21 protein-coding genes and 1 tRNA gene are annotated in these 17,410 nt (G+C 59.3%); 18 read left to right on the top strand and 4 right to left on the bottom strand.

Annotated elements, in window-relative coordinates:
- Positions 1 to 4: 4 nt before the first annotated feature.
- The gene (gene mscL, locus AB4120_RS18805; RefSeq protein WP_144200430.1) at positions 5 to 439 is read right to left on the bottom strand and encodes a large conductance mechanosensitive channel protein MscL; all 435 of its coding nucleotides are present in this window, start codon (positions 437 to 439) and stop codon (positions 5 to 7) included.
- A 218-nt stretch (positions 440 to 657) separates the two neighbouring features.
- Between mscL and petA the strand changes: the two genes are divergently transcribed.
- From petA to AB4120_RS18755, 10 genes are all read left to right on the top strand, one after another.
- Positions 658 to 1,275: a ubiquinol-cytochrome c reductase iron-sulfur subunit gene (gene petA / locus AB4120_RS18800; RefSeq protein WP_149137244.1), complete on the top strand. Its 618-nt coding sequence runs from the start codon at positions 658 to 660 to the stop codon at positions 1,273 to 1,275.
- A gap of 2 nt (positions 1,276 to 1,277) precedes the next feature.
- A complete protein-coding gene (locus tag AB4120_RS18795; protein WP_144200434.1) occupies positions 1,278 to 2,681 on the top strand; it encodes a cytochrome b in 1,404 nt (467 codons plus the stop codon).
- A 37-nt stretch (positions 2,682 to 2,718) separates the two neighbouring features.
- Entirely contained in the window at positions 2,719 to 3,462 is a 744-nt protein-coding gene (locus AB4120_RS18790) for a cytochrome c1 (RefSeq protein ID WP_144200436.1), read from the top strand.
- A gap of 244 nt (positions 3,463 to 3,706) precedes the next feature.
- Positions 3,707 to 4,318: a glutathione S-transferase N-terminal domain-containing protein gene (locus tag AB4120_RS18785; protein WP_008643086.1), complete on the top strand. Its 612-nt coding sequence runs from the start codon at positions 3,707 to 3,709 to the stop codon at positions 4,316 to 4,318.
- 27 nt (positions 4,319 to 4,345) lie between these two features.
- Entirely contained in the window at positions 4,346 to 4,834 is a 489-nt protein-coding gene (locus tag AB4120_RS18780; protein ID WP_149137245.1) for a ClpXP protease specificity-enhancing factor, read from the top strand.
- 50 nt (positions 4,835 to 4,884) lie between these two features.
- A tRNA-Thr gene (locus AB4120_RS18775) sits at positions 4,885 to 4,960 on the top strand.
- A gap of 152 nt (positions 4,961 to 5,112) precedes the next feature.
- Positions 5,113 to 6,345, top strand: coding sequence for a tyrosine-type recombinase/integrase (locus AB4120_RS18770; RefSeq protein WP_441642705.1), 1,233 nt, complete (start codon positions 5,113 to 5,115; stop codon positions 6,343 to 6,345).
- A gap of 135 nt (positions 6,346 to 6,480) precedes the next feature.
- A complete protein-coding gene (locus AB4120_RS18765; RefSeq protein ID WP_441642704.1) occupies positions 6,481 to 6,702 on the top strand; it encodes a helix-turn-helix transcriptional regulator in 222 nt (73 codons plus the stop codon).
- Positions 6,699 to 7,958, top strand: coding sequence for a hypothetical protein (locus AB4120_RS18760; protein ID WP_441642703.1), 1,260 nt, complete (start codon positions 6,699 to 6,701; stop codon positions 7,956 to 7,958). Before AB4120_RS18765 ends, AB4120_RS18760 begins: the two co-directional genes overlap by 4 nt.
- A gap of 97 nt (positions 7,959 to 8,055) precedes the next feature.
- Positions 8,056 to 8,457, top strand: a complete 402-nt coding sequence (locus AB4120_RS18755; protein ID WP_441642702.1) for a hypothetical protein — start codon at positions 8,056 to 8,058, stop codon at positions 8,455 to 8,457.
- A 16-nt stretch (positions 8,458 to 8,473) separates the two neighbouring features.
- Here the strand turns inward: AB4120_RS18755 and AB4120_RS18750 are convergent, their stop codons facing one another.
- Entirely contained in the window at positions 8,474 to 8,743 is a 270-nt protein-coding gene (locus AB4120_RS18750; protein ID WP_441642701.1) for a hypothetical protein, read from the bottom strand.
- Positions 8,744 to 8,888: 145 nt separating this feature from the next.
- On the opposite strand from AB4120_RS18750, the gene AB4120_RS18745 reads away from it, so the two are divergent.
- Complete coding sequence (locus tag AB4120_RS18745; RefSeq protein WP_441642700.1) at positions 8,889 to 9,260, top strand: hypothetical protein; 372 nt, start codon at positions 8,889 to 8,891, stop codon at positions 9,258 to 9,260.
- An 18-nt stretch (positions 9,261 to 9,278) separates the two neighbouring features.
- On the opposite strand, the gene AB4120_RS18740 is transcribed toward AB4120_RS18745, so the two are convergent.
- A complete protein-coding gene (locus AB4120_RS18740; RefSeq protein ID WP_441642699.1) occupies positions 9,279 to 9,905 on the bottom strand; it encodes a recombinase family protein in 627 nt (208 codons plus the stop codon).
- Between the two features lie 253 nt (positions 9,906 to 10,158).
- Between AB4120_RS18740 and AB4120_RS18735 the strand changes: the two genes are divergently transcribed.
- The 7 genes from AB4120_RS18735 to AB4120_RS18705 all read left to right on the top strand — a co-directional run bounded on the left by AB4120_RS18735 (position 10,159) and on the right by AB4120_RS18705 (position 16,836).
- On the top strand, positions 10,159 to 11,034 hold the full coding sequence (locus AB4120_RS18735) for a hypothetical protein (protein ID WP_441642698.1): 876 nt from the start codon (positions 10,159 to 10,161) through the stop codon (positions 11,032 to 11,034).
- Positions 11,031 to 11,738: a hypothetical protein gene (locus AB4120_RS18730; RefSeq protein ID WP_441642697.1), complete on the top strand. Its 708-nt coding sequence runs from the start codon at positions 11,031 to 11,033 to the stop codon at positions 11,736 to 11,738. Before AB4120_RS18735 ends, AB4120_RS18730 begins: the two co-directional genes overlap by 4 nt.
- Positions 11,739 to 11,948: 210 nt before the next feature.
- The gene (locus AB4120_RS18725) at positions 11,949 to 12,647 is read left to right on the top strand and encodes a DUF3348 domain-containing protein (RefSeq protein ID WP_149137246.1); all 699 of its coding nucleotides are present in this window, start codon (positions 11,949 to 11,951) and stop codon (positions 12,645 to 12,647) included.
- Between the two features lie 10 nt (positions 12,648 to 12,657).
- On the top strand, positions 12,658 to 14,553 hold the full coding sequence (locus tag AB4120_RS18720) for a DUF802 domain-containing protein (RefSeq protein ID WP_441642696.1): 1,896 nt from the start codon (positions 12,658 to 12,660) through the stop codon (positions 14,551 to 14,553).
- On the top strand, positions 14,550 to 15,197 hold the full coding sequence (locus tag AB4120_RS18715) for an OmpA family protein (protein ID WP_149137247.1): 648 nt from the start codon (positions 14,550 to 14,552) through the stop codon (positions 15,195 to 15,197). Before AB4120_RS18720 ends, AB4120_RS18715 begins: the two co-directional genes overlap by 4 nt.
- On the top strand, positions 15,190 to 15,873 hold the full coding sequence (locus tag AB4120_RS18710; protein ID WP_441642695.1) for a DUF2894 domain-containing protein: 684 nt from the start codon (positions 15,190 to 15,192) through the stop codon (positions 15,871 to 15,873). The genes AB4120_RS18715 and AB4120_RS18710 overlap by 8 nt, the downstream gene beginning before the upstream one ends.
- A 63-nt stretch (positions 15,874 to 15,936) precedes the next feature.
- A complete protein-coding gene (locus AB4120_RS18705; protein ID WP_392388523.1) occupies positions 15,937 to 16,836 on the top strand; it encodes an endo alpha-1,4 polygalactosaminidase in 900 nt (299 codons plus the stop codon).
- A 29-nt stretch (positions 16,837 to 16,865) separates the two neighbouring features.
- Here AB4120_RS18705 and AB4120_RS18700 read toward each other — a convergent pair whose 3' ends face one another.
- Entirely contained in the window at positions 16,866 to 17,369 is a 504-nt protein-coding gene (locus AB4120_RS18700) for a M48 family metallopeptidase (protein WP_149137644.1), read from the bottom strand.
- Positions 17,370 to 17,410: the final 41 nt, after the last annotated feature.

Here is a 17,410-nt window from a genome sequence, read left to right as displayed (position 1 = left end):
GCGGTCAGGCGCGTGGCGTCTTCAGGCTGTCGCGGATCTCGCGCAACAGCACGATATCCTCGGGCGTGGCCGCCGGCGCCGCCGGCTCCTCGTGCTTCGCGGCCATCCGGTTGAAGGCGCGGACCATCATGAAGATGATGAACGCGAGGATGACGAAGTTCACCACGATGGTGAGAAAGTTGCCGTACGCGAAGACCGGCACGCCGGCTTTCTTCAGCGCATCGAGCGTATGCGGCACGCCGGGAGGCGGGTCCGCAAGCATGACGAACATGTTCGAGAAGTCCAGTTTGCCGATGATGCGGCCGATCACTGGCATGATCAGGTCATTGACGACGGAATCCACGATCTTGCCGAAAGCTGCGCCGATGATCACGCCGACGGCAAGATCAATCACGTTGCCGCGCATCGCAAAAGTCCGGAATTCGCTGATCATGCTCATTGGTTATTCTCCGCTTTGTTGTTTCAGATTAACGTTTGCGTTTGACAAAGACTGCATCATCGCACCCCTGAGCGCAAGCCCGCGCGCGGGATTCGCGCTGCCATGACCGATTATCGACCAGTCGGCTATCGGTAGTTCGCCTATCGTCGCGGGATGTGCCTCAGGTATAATTTTTGGTTGACGCAAGATCTAATTGATGACATCCCCTGGGGTTTGGAATGAGTGACCAGCAAAACGTGAAGAACGTGGACAAAGGTCGCCGCAATTGGTTGATCGCGACATCTGTCGCGGGCGGCGTAGGAGGCGTAGCAGTAGCAGTGCCCTTTGTCAGTACCTTTGCACCGTCGGAGAAGGCCAAAGCCGCCGGGGCACCTGTCGAGGCCGATGTCGGTGGCCTCAAGCCCGGCGAGATGATGACCGTGGAATGGCGTGGCAAGCCGGTCTGGATTCTTCGTCGTACCCCCGAAATGCTGGCCTCGCTCCAGAAAACCGATAGCGAGGTGGCTGATCCGAAGTCCGCTGTGCCATTCACGATGGAGACGCCGGACTATTGCAAGAACGAAACCCGCTCCCGTGCCGAACACAAGGATCTGCTGGTCGTCGTCGGCATCTGTTCCCACCTTGGCTGCTCGCCGTCCGGTCCGTTCGCGTCCGGCGCCAACCCCCAGCTCGGCGCCGATCCCGGTTTCCTCTGCCCCTGCCATGGCTCGACGTTCGACCTGGCGGGCCGCGTGTTCAAGAACAAGCCGGCCCCGCAGAACCTTGACGTCCCCCCGTACCAGTTCCTGTCCGACACCAAGATCGTGATCGGCAAGGACGAGAAAGGAGAAGCCTGATCATGGCGGCCGAAAAAGAAGTCAAGACCACCGGGCTGCTGGGCTGGATCGACGCCCGTTTCCCCGCCACCCAGCTCTGGGAAGATCATCTCTCCAAGTACTACGCGCCGAAGAACTTCAACTTCTGGTATTTCTTCGGCTCGCTGGCGCTGCTGGTCCTCGTGATCCAGATCGTCACCGGCATCTTCCTGGTGATGAACTACAAGCCGGACGGCACGCTCAACGCAGCCGGCATTCCAGTGGCGTTCGCCAGCGTCGAATACATCATGCGCGAGGTACCGTGGGGCTGGCTGGTGCGCTACATGCACTCCACCGGCGCCTCGGCGTTCTTCGTCGTGGTCTACCTCCACATGTTCCGTGGGCTGCTGTACGGTTCCTACCGCAAGCCGCGTGAACTGGTCTGGATCTTCGGCTGCCTGATCTTCCTGTGCCTGATGGCCGAGGCGTTCATGGGCTACCTGCTGCCATGGGGCCAGATGTCGTACTGGGGTGCGCAGGTGATCGTGAACCTCTTCTCGGCGATCCCGGTGATCGGCCAGGACCTGTCGCTGTTCATCCGCGGCGACTATGTGGTGAGTGATGCCACGCTGAACCGCTTCTTCTCGTTCCACGTGATTGCGGTGCCGCTGGTGCTGCTGGGCCTGGTCGTGGCGCACATCATCGCGCTGCACGAAGTGGGCTCCAACAACCCGGACGGCGTGGAGATCAAGGCCAAGAAGGACGAGAACGGCATCCCGCTGGATGGCATCCCGTTCCACCCCTACTACTCGGTGCATGACCTGCTGGGCGTGGGCGGCTTCCTGTTCTTCTTCTCGGCGGTAATCTTCTTCTTCCCGGAAGTGGGCGGCTATTTCCTCGAGGCCAACAACTTCTTCCCGGCCGATCCGCTGAAGACGCCGCCGCACATCGCGCCGGTCTGGTACTTCACCCCGTTCTATTCGATGCTGCGCGCCACGACGTCGAACTTCCTTCCGGTGCTGTGGCTGTTCTTCGCGGTGGTGCTGGGCATGGTGGTCCTGCGCAGCAAGGATGTGCGCGTGAAGATCGGCTCGGTGGCGATCCTCGTGATCCTGGCGGCGGGCTTCTACTTCATCGACGCCAAGTTCTGGGGCGTACTGGTGATGGGTGGCTCGGTGGTCGTGCTGTTCTTCATGCCCTGGCTCGACTGCTCGCCGGTCAAGTCCATCCGCTATCGTCCCGCCTTCCATAAGACCATTCTGATGGTCTTCGTGGTGGTGTTCCTGGTCCTCGGCTACCTGGGCGTACAACCGCCGTCGCCGGTGGGTGAGAAGGTGTCGCAGCTCGGTACGCTGCTGTACTTCGCCTTCTTCCTGACCATGCCGCTGTGGAGCCGTGCCGGCGAGTTCAAGCCGGTGCCGGAGCGTGTCACGTTCCATCCGCACTAAGCGCCGCGCGACCCCCAAAAGAGGACAAGGACACAAGATGAAAAAGTTGCTTTCGATCTTCGCACTGGTCGGCGCGTGCTTCGCGGCCATGCCCGCGATGGCTTCCGAGGGGGGCTACCCCCTGGAGCCGGCGCCGCTCGACACCAGCGACGTATCGTCGCTGCAGCGCGGTGCCAAGCTGTTCGTCAACTACTGCCTGAACTGCCACGGTGCGTCGATGATGCGCTACAACCGGCTCAAGGACCTGGCACTGACGGACGACCAGATCCGTCAGAACCTGCTCTTCACGGCCGAGAAGGTGGGCGAGACGATGACGATCGCGATGCCGCCGAAGGACGCCAAGACGTTCTTCGGCGCCATGCCGCCGGACCTGTCGGTCATCGCCCGCGCCCGCGGCAACGACTGGCTCTACACCTACCTGCGTACCTTCTACCGTGACGACACGCGCGCCACGGGCTGGAACAACCTCGTCTTCCCGGCTGTCGGCATGCCGCACGTGCTGTGGGAACTGCAGGGCCAGCGCACGGCCAAGTTCGCCGAAGTGGAAGAACACGGCCAGAAAGTGCACAAGTTCACCGGCTTCGAGCAGGTCACCCCGGGCAAGCTGAGCACGCAGGAATATGACCAGGCCGCAGCCGACATCGTGAACTACCTGAACTGGATGGCCGAACCGGCGCAGAGCCACCGCAAGCGCCTGGGCGTATGGGTGCTGCTGTTCCTCGGCGTGTTCACGGTCTTCGCCTGGCGCCTGAACGCGGCATTCTGGAAGGACGTGAAGTAAGTTGTAACAGCCGTCTGCAGTGGCCGGCAGGGTCGGCGCGGAAGTTGCACTGTTGCAGCACCGCGCCGGCCCTTTTCCGTTGCGGATCGGCAGTGCAGGTGGCTTGGGCGTCGCTTTCGCTATTTGTAACTTATTTGCTTTTCGATGGGGCGTTCTGACAGAATGTTTGCCCTGTCCGATCTAGCGCTGCCAAGTTCGCCGTCATGCACTGCATCCGGCGACTTTACACCCAAGGAATTCAACCATGATGGTGTTGTATTCGGGTACGACTTGCCCGTTTTCCCAACGTTGCCGCCTTGTCCTGTTCGAAAAGGGCATGGATTTCGAAATCCGCGACGTTGACCTGTTCAATAAGCCGGAAGATATTTCGGTGATGAACCCGTACGGCCAGGTGCCGATCCTCGTCGAACGTGACCTGATCCTGTACGAATCGAACATCATCAACGAATATATCGACGAGCGCTTCCCGCACCCGCAGCTGATGCCGGCCGACCCGGTGCAGCGTGCGCGCGCCCGTCTGTTCCTGTTCAATTTCGAAAAGGAACTGTTCACCCACGTGTACGTGCTCGAGAACGAGAAGGGCAAGGCCGCCGAGAAGAATCACGAGCGCGCCCGCGCCGCGATTCGTGACCGCCTGACACAGCTCGCACCGATCTTCGTGAAGAACAAGTACATGCTCGGCGAAGAGTTTTCGATGCTCGACGTCGCCATCGCGCCGCTGCTGTGGCGCCTGGATCACTACGGTATCGAGCTGTCGAAGAACGCCGCGCCGCTGCTCAAGTATGCGGAACGGATCTTCAGCCGCCCGGCGTACATCGAGGCGCTGACCCCGTCTGAAAAGGTCATGCGTCGTTAAGACGGTATCGACGCCACCGGAAGCGTAATGTCTGAAACATCCACCAAGCCCTACCTGATCCGTGCCATTTACGAGTGGTGCACAGACAACGGTTTTACGCCGTATGTCGCCGTGTTTGTCGACGGAAATACGAACGTGCCGCGCGAATTCGTGAAGAACAACGAGATCGTGTTGAACGTGAGTTTCGACGCGACGAGCGGGCTGGACATGGGTAACGAGTGGATCGGCTTCAGCGCACGCTTTGGTGGTGTGTCCCGCAAGATCGACGTGCCGGTGGAAAACGTGCTGGCGATCTACGCGCGCGAAAATGGCCAGGGCATGGCGTTCCCGGTGGAGCGCAGCATCCCCGAGACGCAGGCCGCCACCGAGCGCGAAACCAATCCCCCGCCCAAGCTGGCGCCGGTGGATGCGGATACGCCGGTCACGGCCGAAGAGGGCGGCACGGACGACGATCCGACGCCGCCCCCGGTGCCGCGAATCGGCGGCAAGAAGCCGTCGCTGAAGGTGGTGAAGTAGCCATCGTCAAAGTGGATCGCATGCAGTAGAATCGCGGTCTGCAACAAAATGCCGGCTTAGCTCATCAGGTAGAGCAGTTGATTTGTAATCATCAGGTGGCGGGTTCGAGTCCTGCAGCCGGCACCACATTCCTTCCCGACGTTTCCAAACGTTGCCCACAAAACCCCGCCAAGCCTAGCTTCGCGGGGTTTTTGTTTGCCAGCATTGCCAAGCGATGTCTCTTGTCAGCAACATTTTTTGGGGGCAGGATAGGGGGCAAGAATTTTGGAAATGGGGGCATGAGGATGAAGTCGAAGCCGCTGACAGATACGGCATGCCGAAACGCCAAGTACGACGCATCTGGATCAGGTAACAAACTTGCGGATGGAGGGGGTCTATATCTGGAACTGATGCCCAGCGGAACGAAGAAATGGCGCCTCAAATTTCGGCATCAGGGCAAGGAAAATCGACTTACTTTTGGCAACTATCCTGCCATAACGCTTGCCATGGCGCGCGAGAGGCGGTCGGAGGCGAAGGCGCAACTCGCTGATGGGGCAGACCCAGCCGCTTGCCGCGACGCGTCGCGACGAGAGGCGCAGGTTCGATCCAGCAACGTGTTCGGGCTGGTGGCAAACGAGTGGTACGAAACCAAAAAGGCTGGTTGGAGCAAGTCTCACGCCGCGCGTGTGCGAAAACAGCTAGATCGAGAAGTGGGGCCAGCTTTTGGAGCGCGTCCAATCGCAGAAATTACCGCGCCGGAGTTGCTGGCTGCAATCAGAAAGATCGAAGCCAGGGGAGCGTTGGAGACCGCCAGCAAGACCTTGCAGACCTGTGGCCAGGTGTTCCGTTACGCGATTGCCACAGGCCGCGCAGAGCGTGATGTCGCTGCCGATCTTCGCGGCGCGTTGCAGGCTCGCCCTGTGACGAATTTGGCTCGAATTCCCGAGTCCGAACTTCCCGAGTTGCTGGAAAAGATCGACGCATACCCCGGCGATCCTCTAACACGCTTCGCGCTTCAACTGCTTACTAGAACGTTCGTGCGGACGAAGGAGCTACGATTCGCAGAGTGGGCCGAATTCGACCTGCAAAAAGCCGAATGGCGGATACCTGCCGCAAAAATGAAGTCCGAGGTTTTGCACATTGTTCCGTTGTCTACGCAGGTTATCGGACAGCTTAAGGCCTTGCGGAGCCTAACCGGGAGCAGCCGATGGCTCTTCCCCAACGCCAGCAAGCCAGAAAAGCCGCTGAGCGAGAACACCGTTCTCTATGCGCTGTATCGCATGGGATACCACTCCAGGATGACGGGGCACGGCTTTAGAGGGCTTGCCTCTACGATCCTGAACGAGAACGGATTCAACCGAGACTGGATCGAACGGCAGTTGGCCCATGTTGAGCGCGATAGTGTTCGGTCAGCCTACAACCATGCCGAGTACCTTGTTGAGCGGCGCCGAATGATGCAGTGGTATTCCGATTATCTCGATAAGCTGAACAAGAAAGAGGAGCCACGTTTGCCGGGGAGCGAGGAAAGTTAGTGATTCCTTGATGTGATAGGAGGTCGGCAATATCTGTTGACTTCCTATTGTATCTAATGTATTATGTGGTTCTGCGCATGTTGCGCAAACGCTTTAAGGAGCAATCAACGTAAAATTCTGGAGGTAACAATGCAAATGAATGCATCCCACCTGGCGCTGCCTATCGATGGCGTCTCACGTTTCAAGCAGTTTCAAACTTTTCTTCCTTTCTCCCGCGAGACCTGGCGCAAGCTGGTCAATGCTGGCAAAGCACCACCGTCCATTAAGATGGGCAGTCGATGCACGGTGTGGCGTAATAGGGATCTGCATCTGTGGCTCGCTGATCCAGCGACGTACAGAAAGGGTGGCGCACAATGACCAGCACTAATTTATCAGTTGCGCCGCAGCAGGCCACCGAACATAATCGACGAGTGTGGAACGAGGCATACCAAAGTTTTCTGTCGAGACATGCGGCAAGAGCATTTTGGTATGATGATGTCGAGTTTCCTGGGCCAATCTTAGGAGAGGATCTCGTAAAACGCTTCCGCGTCAAATTTAATCCCCGACTTGGCTTCGATGAGATTAGAGCGATGATGACAAGAATCATCAGAGCAGCTATTCATGCATATGAGACCGATTCATGGTGTCTCTATCGTAAGAACGGTCTAACGAAGGCAGAGAATAACTTCCTGCAGTTGCTCTGGTGGGATGGTTTTATCGAACGGAAAGTTGGAAAGTGGAGTTCCAATATTGATCGCTCGACTACCAGTAGCTTCAGGGCTACCGGTCATCTTCACGGGATTTATGGCGAGCAAAATTGTGCTCGGCGGCTAGCACAGCGTAAGAATTGGATCCAGGTGCGAGATGAAAATGGCGATGAAATTAGGCTGAAGCCTCCCAGCGCAATGAGTTTAGAGCTTGGTGCGCTGAATAGGCTCACAAAAGCAGCGAAAATAGAATGCGACGGAGTCGAATACACGGGTCTTCAGTATCGGCGAATATTCAATCTTGATTTGCAGCACGGTGGCCGCTTCTACTGTGAATTTAGCCGGCTTCCCAAGGACTGCCGGTCGAGGATGCTAATAAACGGTGCGAAGACTATAGAACTGGATTTCAGCGCCATGCACATCCATCTCGCCTATGCCATGGTGGGCGAACGTTTCTCAGGCGAAGATGCGTATGCTGCGGACGGCTTCGAACGCGAAGAGATGAAGGTCGCCGCCTTGATTTGCCTGAATGGAGGGGATGCTCGTGCAGTCCGCGCACATTGGGACAAGGAAAGCGAGGCACTTTTGGTGCTGGCTGCGGCGGAGCGTTGGTCAACTCCGCCTGTAAGGCTAGTCAAGGTGCAATCCTATTTGAATCGCTCCAGGCTGGCGGTCGAGGCATTCAAATCAGTGCATGCGCCTATTGCTGCGATTTGGGGAATCCCGAATATTGGTTTGAAGCTTCAGTACCAAGATAGCTGCATCATGGCCGAATGCATGCGCCGTCTCAGTGAACTCAATGTTGTTCCCGTGTCTCTGCACGACTCGATCCGAGTTGAAAGCAGGTATGCGGATGTGGTAGAGACGATAATGCGCGAAACATCACTGAGCATCTGTGGGACAGAAATCCCCGTAAAACGTACCTAGTGAAAATGCCGTAAGCCTTGTGAATACTGGGTTTGCGGCATTTTGCGTCATATAATGGTATGATACGTTCCTTATTACTATCCTTGTTCTAATTCCGATGATTCAACATCAAATTTCTTTGATTGGTGGTGAGGAGGGGGAGGCAATTCTAATCACTCAGTTTGAGTCAGGTAATGAGTGTGGACTGAGTTGTGAGTTTAGAGGGAGGGTAATTGAGGTTGTTGAGGGAGATTATTTTGATGCTTTCTGTGAAATTCGTAAGACGCTTGAGGATGAAAATGTACTCCCCTTTTGCTATGGTGCTAGCCTGAACGTCTATCCCTCGGCAATGGCTAGGCAGATGGGAGAAGGGCTCCGCGCGTATCGCCTGACGATGGGAGCCCCTTCGTCAAAAGACCAGCTTGTGCAGATATTCGATCAAGGGCCTGACATTATTCCGGCCAAAGTCTCAGAGCAAGAGCGCTTTTATCGCGAGTGGTGTGAGGCAGGTAAGGCCTGATCACCACAGTGAGGCGCTAAGTCGTCGGTGTTTCACCCTCGATACGTTGCGCATAGACGGTGATATGGCGCTTGGCCAGATCAATCTGATATTTGTAAATTTCGAATGGCCATTCATCGAAATTCATGCGATTTCGAAAGCTTCCGTCCTCGGCGCTGACAAGGTGTAAAAAATCTCCGGGTGTAGTCTTTCGCTTGGCGACTACTTGGCGTTTGTCACGAAATGAGACAGAGATTTCATAGTCGCCTTCACTCGCGAACAACGACAAGTATTCTGGATAGTCCATTTGGTCCCTCCGTCAGCTTTGTGGCGATGCGGGAAGCAAGCAAATTCATTGCCGGCTTGCGCCAAGAATACAGCACTTGGGTATGATTGAACCACCTGATGAAAGCGTAAAGCTGACGGTCAGAAACGAGTTCGGAGAGGGATGAATGAATCGAGTGGCACGCTATGAGGCCGAAAAGGCCGCCAAGGAACGGCAGGACTTGATCGACCAGGGTATGAGCGCAGACCTTGCCGCCGAATTCCATGCAACGGAAGCCCGCATCGTAGCCGCGATTGCCTGGCTGAAGGGAGAGCTGTTCAGCGAGGAGCAGGACTTCTGTTACGACGGCATTGCCGATGCCGCTGACCGACGCAATGGAATTAATCCAATGAGCGAGGAGTACGTCAGGAAGGTCAACGCTAAGCGGCAGGGCCTGGGTATTCCGGCCCTTGCCGCGTCTGGACTTCCGACCGGTAACGAGAGTTACGTTTTCTGCGAGACTCTGGTTCGGAAGCTCTCCATCATGCTGAAAGCATGACCAAGTGTTGACATTGCATTAGGCTGCCAAGGTTTCTCGCTTGAGTTGCCGCCCCAAGCGCGAAAGCGTGGAACGGGAGCATCCGGTAGCCGCAATGATGTGGTTCCAACTGTCGCCTCGCGCCAACATCTGCATGATTGCAGCGTTGCGGTGGTTATCTGGCTTGCGGCCCTTGTATCCCCCTTCGGCCTTGAGCTTGGCGATCCCTTGGGCCTGCCGACGTCTGCGGTCGGTGTAGTCCTTTCTCGCGATGGCAGCCAACATATCCAGCATCATGGCGTTGAGTGCCTCCAACATCCGGCTCGTCATCTCATCTGTGGCATTGCTCATCATCCAAGACGTTGGCAAGTCAAGGGCAACCACGCGGACCCGGCGACCCTGAAGCTGAGCCTTCAGCTTTTCCCAATCCTCAGTATTGAGGCGCGACAGCCGGTCAACTTGCTCAATGAGCAGAATGTCACCCGGGTGGCAGTCGGCAAGCAGACGGAACAGCTCTGGCCGCTTCAGTGACGCCCCAGACTCGTTCTCTACATAGAAGGCGGCAATCTGCAACGCGCGCTCCTTCGCAAAGGCTTCCAAATCTTCCTTGGCACGGTTGGCGTCTTGTTCCTTAGTCGAAGCGCGTAAGTAGGCGCGGACGAACATACGAAGCCCCTAATGGTTCTTTTTGGATAGTTCCTAATATATCGGTTCGCTTTGGGTCGTGCAAGTGTCCTTATCGAACTGCTTTCTTGCGCTGGCGGCATGGTTCGGCTGATGTACACCGATGGAGAACCAGTGGTGATGGGGTCTGTTCCATCCTACCCGTATGGGGGGCGGCCGACGACGCTTCAATACGGCACAATGAAGCGGTCTTCATCGCCGAAGGGGTGATGATCTCATTCCATGCAAAACAAAAATGAATGAATATATCGAGATTAAATTCGACGGTGGGATAGCGGACAAGCATCAAGTCTCGGTGCGCGATTTGGGGCGATCATTGGTACATTTGCAGTCGGCCATGGATCGGGCGTACTTGGACGTCAAGCACGGCAAGGTGTGGAAGCACGCACGCTTAAGCGGCGTGAAGGCGTTTCAAGAAACCGCTCTAATCGTCGGCGAGCCGGAAAAGGGAAGCTACCTTCTGAAGATGTTTCAGAGTCCGGACGGAAAGAAGGGGACAATTAAGCGCATCGCGAAGGCGCTGACGGCGCCTTTTAAGGCGGCACAAAATGAAGCGGCGGTCCTAGGGTATTCGCTTGAAAACCAAATCGCTAATACCAGAAATGCGCTCCATCACAAGCAGATTGCCGTTCGAAAGTTTGCCGATCTTGTGAAGGAACCAGATGAAGCCATAGTGCGGGTGTACGGTGATCGCTCAATCAGTAAAGAAGTAGATCAGATACTGATTGCGGTTCGAAAGAATCCGGGGGTTAAGCTAACGCTGACGTTCGAGGAGGGGGGCAAGAGCATTTTCGAGTTTGATGCCAAGACAGCGGCTGCATTCCATAGACTTGTCTCGCATAGAGCCCTGGGTGGTCCTGTTCTTTATCGCGGTGAACTCCGAAGCCTTGATCGTGGGCCAAAGCAACACCGAAATTATAAAGGTCGATTCATTAATGCTGATAACGGCAAGACAGTCACGCTCCACATCTTCTCCCAGGAAGACTACGATTTCTTAGCGCCCCATATCCGAACTGGCGATTTCGACATCATCGCGGCACCAATCATCGAGCATGATGCGTTCGATCCTGTTGGGGGTGATATCCAATTCTTAGGGTTGTCGAAGAAATGAGTGATACGCCATCAGCGCTTGAGAACGCGAGAGAGCGTTGTTTGGATGCTGCATTATCAGTGTTTCCGGTAGTGCATACCTGCTTTATTTTCGTATTTGCAGTCGGTATTGCCGAACTGTCTGTTAGCTCAGCGCGCACGCCTCTGAGTGTGTTGAAAGACCAAACGCTCTTGGGTCTGTTTTGGGGCGAGGACGCAAAGATTTGGAACGTCGAGGTTTGGGCGATAGTTTTATCGCTCATTCTCGTGTGTTTCAACGTTGCGCTCTGTAGGGCACTGTGTCGGAAGTTTTTTCTCAAGGCAAATCTTCTTGGTCAACTTGAATTAGCTCGAAGTCACGGGTTTAAGATCGCGACGCAGGTAAATGAAGAGCAGCGCGAGAAGATAATAAAAGTGTTGGAGCGTGAAATTAAGCAGCGAAAGAAGGGGTACGATGGGCGACGAATGCTTTCTGACCTGGCATTTTCGATATTTTTTGTGTGTTTTTTTGGGTCGGTGATGAATGTATGGTGTTCGTATGTCGATCACCTGTTAATTTATATCTCATGGCCGGACGTGGTGGTGGCCGGCATATCCATCTGCTTGGGGTTTTGGGCGTTGTTTGAGGCCGTGTCATACGGAATCGCTCGCATCGTGCCACTCCAAGGTATTCTTTCCGGAATTGATGTGGGGATAGTTTTCGTCGATCAGGGAGAGATTGACTAGCAGTTCATTGCTACGTCCAACCCAAATGCTTTGGGGGCATATTTGGGGGCATGCCGCAATACTCACATGTTCGTTTTCTCGAAAAGACGGGCCATGGACCGCATTATTTGTGTCCTGCAGCCGGCACCAGATAAAACAAGGGGTTACAGCAAGCGCTGTAACCCCTTGTCCGTTGTAAACTGCTTGGTTTTTCGATCGGAAACCGGCGGTATGTCTCATCTGCCACGGCGCACTGCCCATAGCGGCCCGACGCTCGTTCGGCTCCTGTCTCGCCTGATCCACGTCGATGCCGCGGAACCTGCCAGTTCCCTCTCCCACCAGCTAAGCCAATGGCTCGGGTGGACGGATGCCATCGCGCTTTCCGCCGCGCTCACCAGCCATCCGGCGCCGGGATCGTCGCTGCCGCCGCGCCCCGGGAATACCGAGGCGCGCGATGCCGTGCGCGTGCGCGCGGCGCTGGCCAATGCGATTGTCGATGACGGTGCATCCGGCGCGCGGCGCCGTGGGCCGGGGCGGCCAGCCGTGCCGGCGGAGTCGCCCGACGCGACGGTCGATTTCGCGGTCTATCGTCACCGTTATCTGACCACACAACAAACCATGGCGACGGAAATCGGCATTTTGCGAGCCCGGCTGCGCAAAGCGCTGACCGCCCGGCAGCCTGCGATGGCCAAGCTGGCGATGGTCGATACCGTCATGGAGCGCGTGGTGGGCGCACGCGAGCAGAGCCTGCTGTCGAGCGTGCCGGGGCTGTTGGAAACCCATTTCGAGCACTTGCGTCAGGCCTCCGGGCATGCGCCCGGCGCCTGGCTCGCGCAGTTCCGCAAGGACATGCAGGCCGTTCTGCTGGCCGAACTGGACATCCGTTTTGAACCGGTCGAAGGGCTGCTCGCCGCCCTGCGCGCTGGCTAACCGCATAGACATGAACAGAATTCTTCCTCATATCGTCGCCTTCGTGGCGGGTCTCGCCGTCGTTTGCTGGATCGGTGCCGGTTACGCGGGCGCGAACGCGCTCGCCCTTGTCGTGACGCTGGTGATCGGTGCCTTCTACGTGACCGGCGCGTTCGAACTTCAGCGCTATCGACAGGCGACGGCCTCGCTGGCGCATGCGGTGTCGAAATTGTCCGAGAGCCCGGTAAGTCTCGGCCACTGGCTGGACACGCTCCCGGCCGGTCTGCGCGACGCCGTCCGGCTGCGCGTCGAAGGCGAGCGCGTGACGCTGCCCGCGCCAACGCTGACGCCGTATCTCGTCGGATTGCTAGTCCTGCTCGGCATGTTCGGCACCTTCCTCGGCATGGTGGCCACGCTGCGCGGCACGGGCATGGCCCTGGAAGGGGCGACGGACCTGCAAGCCATGCGTGCCTCGCTGGCGGCGCCGGTGAAGGGGTTGGGTTTCGCGTTCGGCACCTCCGTGGCGGGCGTTGCTACGTCGGCGATGCTCGGCCTCATCGCCGCGCTGTGCCGGCGCGAGCGCATCGAAGTGGTGCGGCAGCTCGACACCCGGATCGCCACCACGCTGCGCCCGTTCTCGCGCAGCCATCAGCGCGATGAAATGTTCCGGCTCGTGCAGCGTCAGGCCGAGGTCATGCCGACACTGGTCGATCGTCTGCAAGACATGATGGCCACGATGGAGCGCCAGAGCCAGACCCTGGCCGAGCGCCTCGCGGCGAGCCAGGAGGCGTTTCACGGTTCGACCGAGGCGTCTTACACACGGCTGGCCTCTTCCGTCGAAGAAAGCTTGAAAACCAGCATTGCGGATAGCGCGCGCGTGGTCAGCGCGGTGGTCGAGCCCGCCGTCAGGGAGACGATGGCCGGTCTCGCGCAGGAGATGGCGGCCTTGCGGGATACCGTCTCCGGGTCGGTGCGGCAACAACTCGAGGGCATTTCGACAGAATTTGCGACAACCACGTCCAACGTCGCGGATATCTGGCAACAGGCGTTGGGTGAACATCGGCACGCAAGTGAAACCCTGACGCGCGACCTGCGCCAATCGCTCGATACCTTCGGTGAAGCCCTGGTGCGCGAAAATCAGCAAGCACTGGCTCGCACCTCGTCCAGTTTCGCCGCGCAATCGACTTCGCTGGCGGCGGCGGTGACCCAGTCGCACGCCGACCTTCAGGCCCAGTTGCTGGCCCGCGACGAACAGCGCCTGGCCGCGTGGACCGATGCGCTCGGCGCCATGGCTGCTGCGATTGCCACACAGACGCAGGCCCAGGCCAGTGAGACGATTGCGGAAGTGTCTCGCCTCGTCGAGGCGACAACAGCGGCGCCCAAGGCGGCGGCCGCCATCATCGAGGAACTGCGGGAGAAGCTGTCCGAAGGACTCGTACGCGACAATGCAATGCTCGCCGAACGCGGCCGTCTGCTGGCATCGCTCGAAACCCTGCTCGATGCCGTGAACCATGCCTCCACCGACCAGCGCGTTGCGGTTGACGGGCTCGTCACGACCACGGCCGAGTTGCTCGAGCGCGTTGGCGCCCGGTTCGCCGAGTCGGTCGAGTCCGAAACCGAACGCATGGCGACGATTGCCGCGCAGGTGTCGTGCAGCGCTGTCGAGACCGCCAGCCTTGGCGAGTCGTTTGGCGCCGCCGTGCAGGTGTTCAGCGATGCCAATGGACAACTGGTCGCGCACCTGCAACGCATCGAGGCCGCGCTCGACAAGTCGATGGCGCGCAGCGACGAGCAACTCGCCTACTACGTGGCGCAGGCGCGGGAGGTTGTCGACCTCAGCATGCTCTCGCAGAAGCAGATTCTGGAAGACCTGCAACGGCTGGCAGCGCCGGGCGCGGCCAACGGACCGGGCGCGGAGGCCGCATGAGCGAGGACCTCGACGCCGGCGTGGAGTCAACCGCGCCGGTCTGGGCCGTCTTTGGCGACCTGATGTCCGTGCTGCTGGGCGGCTTCGTGTTGATCCTGCTTGGGGTGATCGGCTTCCAGATGGAACTGTCGGCCCGGCTCGAAGCCGAGGTCAAGCAGCGGCAGGAGGAGATGCAGCGGCGCGAGACGCTCGAGAAGGCGCTCGCCGGGCCGCTTTCGGCGGGCCGCGTGACGCTCGTGAACGGGCGCATCGGCATTAGCGGGAACGTGCTGTTCGCGGTGAATTCGGACCAGTTGCAGCCAGAAGGGCGCGAGTTGCTGAAGGGCCTTGCCGCGCCGCTGGGGGCCTATCTGCATGCGCGCGACGAGATCCTGATGGTGAGCGGCTACACCGATGACACCCAGGTGCGCGACAGCAATCGCCGTTTTGCCGACAATTGGGAGTTGTCTGCCCAGCGCGCACTGACCGTGACGCGTGCGCTGATCGAGGCGGGCATTCCCGCCGCGATGGTGTTCTCGGCCGCGTTTGGCGCGGAGCAGCCGGTGGTGCCGAATGCCGACGCCGCGAGCCGCGCCAGGAACCGGCGTGTGGAGATCGCGCCGATTCCGAGAGTGTCCACGGGGGCGGCAAAGTCTCATGGCTGATTTGGACCCGCGCCAGGACCCGCTCCAGGACCCGCTCCAGGACCCGCGCGCCCGTCTCGCCGCCTGGCGCGAGAGCGGTGCCGACCGGATCGACCCGGTGCGCTTCCGGTTGCTGGAAGCGCTGGCGCGGCGCTCGGCGGACCAGCATGGCGAAGCGCGCGAATTGCTCGATGCGCGGCTGGCGCGCCTCGTGGCCGCGTATGGCGACGCGCTCACGCACGCTGCCCCGCGCGCCGACCGGCCAGCCAAGCCAGACGCCAGCCCGCTCGGCGGGCTTATCGAATACATCGCGGCGCGGTCTTCGGCCGGAGCCCAGCCATCTGTCGCTGGCGCGCAACGCGGTCCTGAGCCGGCGCCGGCCCTGATCGACTATTTCCGTGACAGCTGGGCGCGCGTCAGCGCGGACCGTCAGCTGCGCGAAGCGCTCGACAGCGTGCCGGCGAACGCCGGGCCGCTCAATACAAATCATCTTGTACATGGCGCACTTGCGCTGATGCGGGACGTGTCGCCGGGCTATTTCCAGCGTTTCCTGTCCTATGTCGATGGTCTGGCGTGGCTAGAGCAGATGAACACTGGCGGCGTGCCGCCGGCCGAGCCGCCAGCCCGCCGCGCTGCTAGCACCCCAAAACGGCCGCGCGTCAAGCGCCGGGCCGCCGATGCCGACCCCCTTGCCTGATCACCTATGCTTGCACGCATAATGTGTCGCATACATTTGGGATAACAACAGGAAGGGTCAATGATGCAAAACAATCAGGGCATGGGCGGCCTCGCCCGCCTGGCGCGCCTCGCTGCGGCGGTGGCCGTCGCAACGCTTGCCGCCTGCGGCGGTGGGGGGGATGACGACGGCGGTTCGGTTGTCCGCGTCTCGGAGGTTGCCGCCGCGACGAGCAAGTCCACCGCCAGCGTACTCCCCACCACGCGCTGGATGCCGGCCGTCACGGACACGTGGCAACTCCAGCTCCAGGGCAAGCTCAACACGTCGTACAACGCTGTCGTGTTCGATTTCGACCTGTTCGACACCCCGCAGGCCACCATCGACACGTTGAAGTCCCAGGGCAAGCGTGTGGTCTGCTATTTCTCCGCCGGTAGCAGCGAGAACTGGCGTTCAGATTATTCTCAATTCACGGCCGCTGACCAGGGCAATCCGCTCGATGGCTGGGCCGGCGAGCGCTGGCTCGACACCCGTTCCGCCAACGTCCGCAGGATCATGACGGCGCGGATGGACCTGGCGAAGTCGAAGGGGTGCGATGGCATCGACCCGGATAACGTCGACGGCTACACCAACAACCCGGGTCTGCCGCTGACGGCCGCGACGCAGCTCGACTACAACCGCTTCCTGGCCACCGAGGCCCACGCGCGCGGGCTGGCCATCGGACTCAAGAACGATATCGACCAGGTCTCCCAGCTTGCTGGCGATTTCGATTTCGCGGTCAACGAGCAGTGCTTCCAGTACAACGAATGCGGGGTCTACGCGGCGTTCACCACGCAGGGCAAGGCCGTGTTCAATGTGGAATATGCGACGAAATGGAAGGACGCCACGCGGCGCGCCACGCTCTGCGCAAAGGCCCAGGCGCTGAACCTGCGCACGCTGGTGTTGCCGCTGAAGCTGAACGATAACTTCCGCTACACCTGCGACTAGGCTGTTGCAATTGGGGCCGGCGTGGCGCCTCAATCGGGCGTCTTGCCGGTCTTCTCCAGCTCGCGCCACGCCAGGAACAGGCGCGTATCGAATTCGAGCTGGTGATAGCGTGGCTCCATGTGCTCGCAGAGCCGATAGAACGCCTTGTTGTGGTCGCTCTCTTTAAGATGGGCCAGTTCGTGGACGACGATCATGCGGAGAAAGTCCGCCGGCGCCTCCTTGAACAGCGACGCCACGCGGATCTCTTTCTTCGCCTTAAGCTTGCCGCCCTGCACGCGCGAGATGGCGGTGTGCAGGCCGAGCGCGTGCTGCGCGGTATCGAGGCGCGCGTCGTAGCCCACCTTGTGCAGCGGCGGCGCGCTGCGCAGGTATTCCTGCTTGATGTCCGACGTGTAGTCGTACAGCGCGCGATCGGTCTGGATCGTGTGCGGCGCCGGATAGCGCCGCGCGAGGTGATCCCCCAGCCCGCCCGCCGCGATCAGCGCGCGCACCTGGTCGAGCACCCCGGGCGGATAACCACCCAGGAAGCGCATCGGATCCTTCACGCCGGGGCGCCAGCCTTCGCTCACAGACC

This window comes from Cupriavidus sp. 2KB_3, from assembly GCF_052115685.1.
In the GTDB taxonomy this organism is placed as follows: Bacteria; Pseudomonadota; Gammaproteobacteria; order Burkholderiales; family Burkholderiaceae; genus Cupriavidus; species Cupriavidus campinensis.
This window is presented reverse-complemented; position numbering and strand designations above follow the sequence as displayed.

Excerpts from the sequence above, each read along its gene's own strand:
- mscL (WP_144200430.1), bottom strand. The coding sequence starts at position 439 with ATGAGCATGATCAGCGAATTCCGGACTTTTGCGATGCGCGGCAACGTG.
- petA (WP_149137244.1), top strand. The coding sequence starts at position 658 with ATGAGTGACCAGCAAAACGTGAAGAACGTGGACAAAGGTCGCCGCAAT.
- AB4120_RS18795 (WP_144200434.1), top strand. The coding sequence starts at position 1,278 with ATGGCGGCCGAAAAAGAAGTCAAGACCACCGGGCTGCTGGGCTGGATC.
- AB4120_RS18790 (WP_144200436.1), top strand. The coding sequence starts at position 2,719 with ATGAAAAAGTTGCTTTCGATCTTCGCACTGGTCGGCGCGTGCTTCGCG.
- AB4120_RS18785 (WP_008643086.1), top strand. The coding sequence starts at position 3,707 with ATGATGGTGTTGTATTCGGGTACGACTTGCCCGTTTTCCCAACGTTGC.
- AB4120_RS18780 (WP_149137245.1), top strand. The coding sequence starts at position 4,346 with ATGTCTGAAACATCCACCAAGCCCTACCTGATCCGTGCCATTTACGAG.
- AB4120_RS18770 (WP_441642705.1), top strand. The coding sequence starts at position 5,113 with ATGAGGATGAAGTCGAAGCCGCTGACAGATACGGCATGCCGAAACGCC.
- AB4120_RS18765 (WP_441642704.1), top strand. The coding sequence starts at position 6,481 with ATGAATGCATCCCACCTGGCGCTGCCTATCGATGGCGTCTCACGTTTC.
- AB4120_RS18760 (WP_441642703.1), top strand. The coding sequence starts at position 6,699 with ATGACCAGCACTAATTTATCAGTTGCGCCGCAGCAGGCCACCGAACAT.
- AB4120_RS18755 (WP_441642702.1), top strand. The coding sequence starts at position 8,056 with ATGATTCAACATCAAATTTCTTTGATTGGTGGTGAGGAGGGGGAGGCA.
- AB4120_RS18750 (WP_441642701.1), bottom strand. The coding sequence starts at position 8,743 with ATGGACTATCCAGAATACTTGTCGTTGTTCGCGAGTGAAGGCGACTAT.
- AB4120_RS18745 (WP_441642700.1), top strand. The coding sequence starts at position 8,889 with ATGAATCGAGTGGCACGCTATGAGGCCGAAAAGGCCGCCAAGGAACGG.
- AB4120_RS18740 (WP_441642699.1), bottom strand. The coding sequence starts at position 9,905 with ATGTTCGTCCGCGCCTACTTACGCGCTTCGACTAAGGAACAAGACGCC.
- AB4120_RS18735 (WP_441642698.1), top strand. The coding sequence starts at position 10,159 with ATGAATGAATATATCGAGATTAAATTCGACGGTGGGATAGCGGACAAG.
- AB4120_RS18730 (WP_441642697.1), top strand. The coding sequence starts at position 11,031 with ATGAGTGATACGCCATCAGCGCTTGAGAACGCGAGAGAGCGTTGTTTG.
- AB4120_RS18725 (WP_149137246.1), top strand. The coding sequence starts at position 11,949 with ATGTCTCATCTGCCACGGCGCACTGCCCATAGCGGCCCGACGCTCGTT.
- AB4120_RS18720 (WP_441642696.1), top strand. The coding sequence starts at position 12,658 with ATGAACAGAATTCTTCCTCATATCGTCGCCTTCGTGGCGGGTCTCGCC.
- AB4120_RS18715 (WP_149137247.1), top strand. The coding sequence starts at position 14,550 with ATGAGCGAGGACCTCGACGCCGGCGTGGAGTCAACCGCGCCGGTCTGG.
- AB4120_RS18710 (WP_441642695.1), top strand. The coding sequence starts at position 15,190 with ATGGCTGATTTGGACCCGCGCCAGGACCCGCTCCAGGACCCGCTCCAG.
- AB4120_RS18705 (WP_392388523.1), top strand. The coding sequence starts at position 15,937 with ATGCAAAACAATCAGGGCATGGGCGGCCTCGCCCGCCTGGCGCGCCTC.
- AB4120_RS18700 (WP_149137644.1), bottom strand. The coding sequence starts at position 17,369 with ATGCGCTTCCTGGGTGGTTATCCGCCCGGGGTGCTCGACCAGGTGCGC.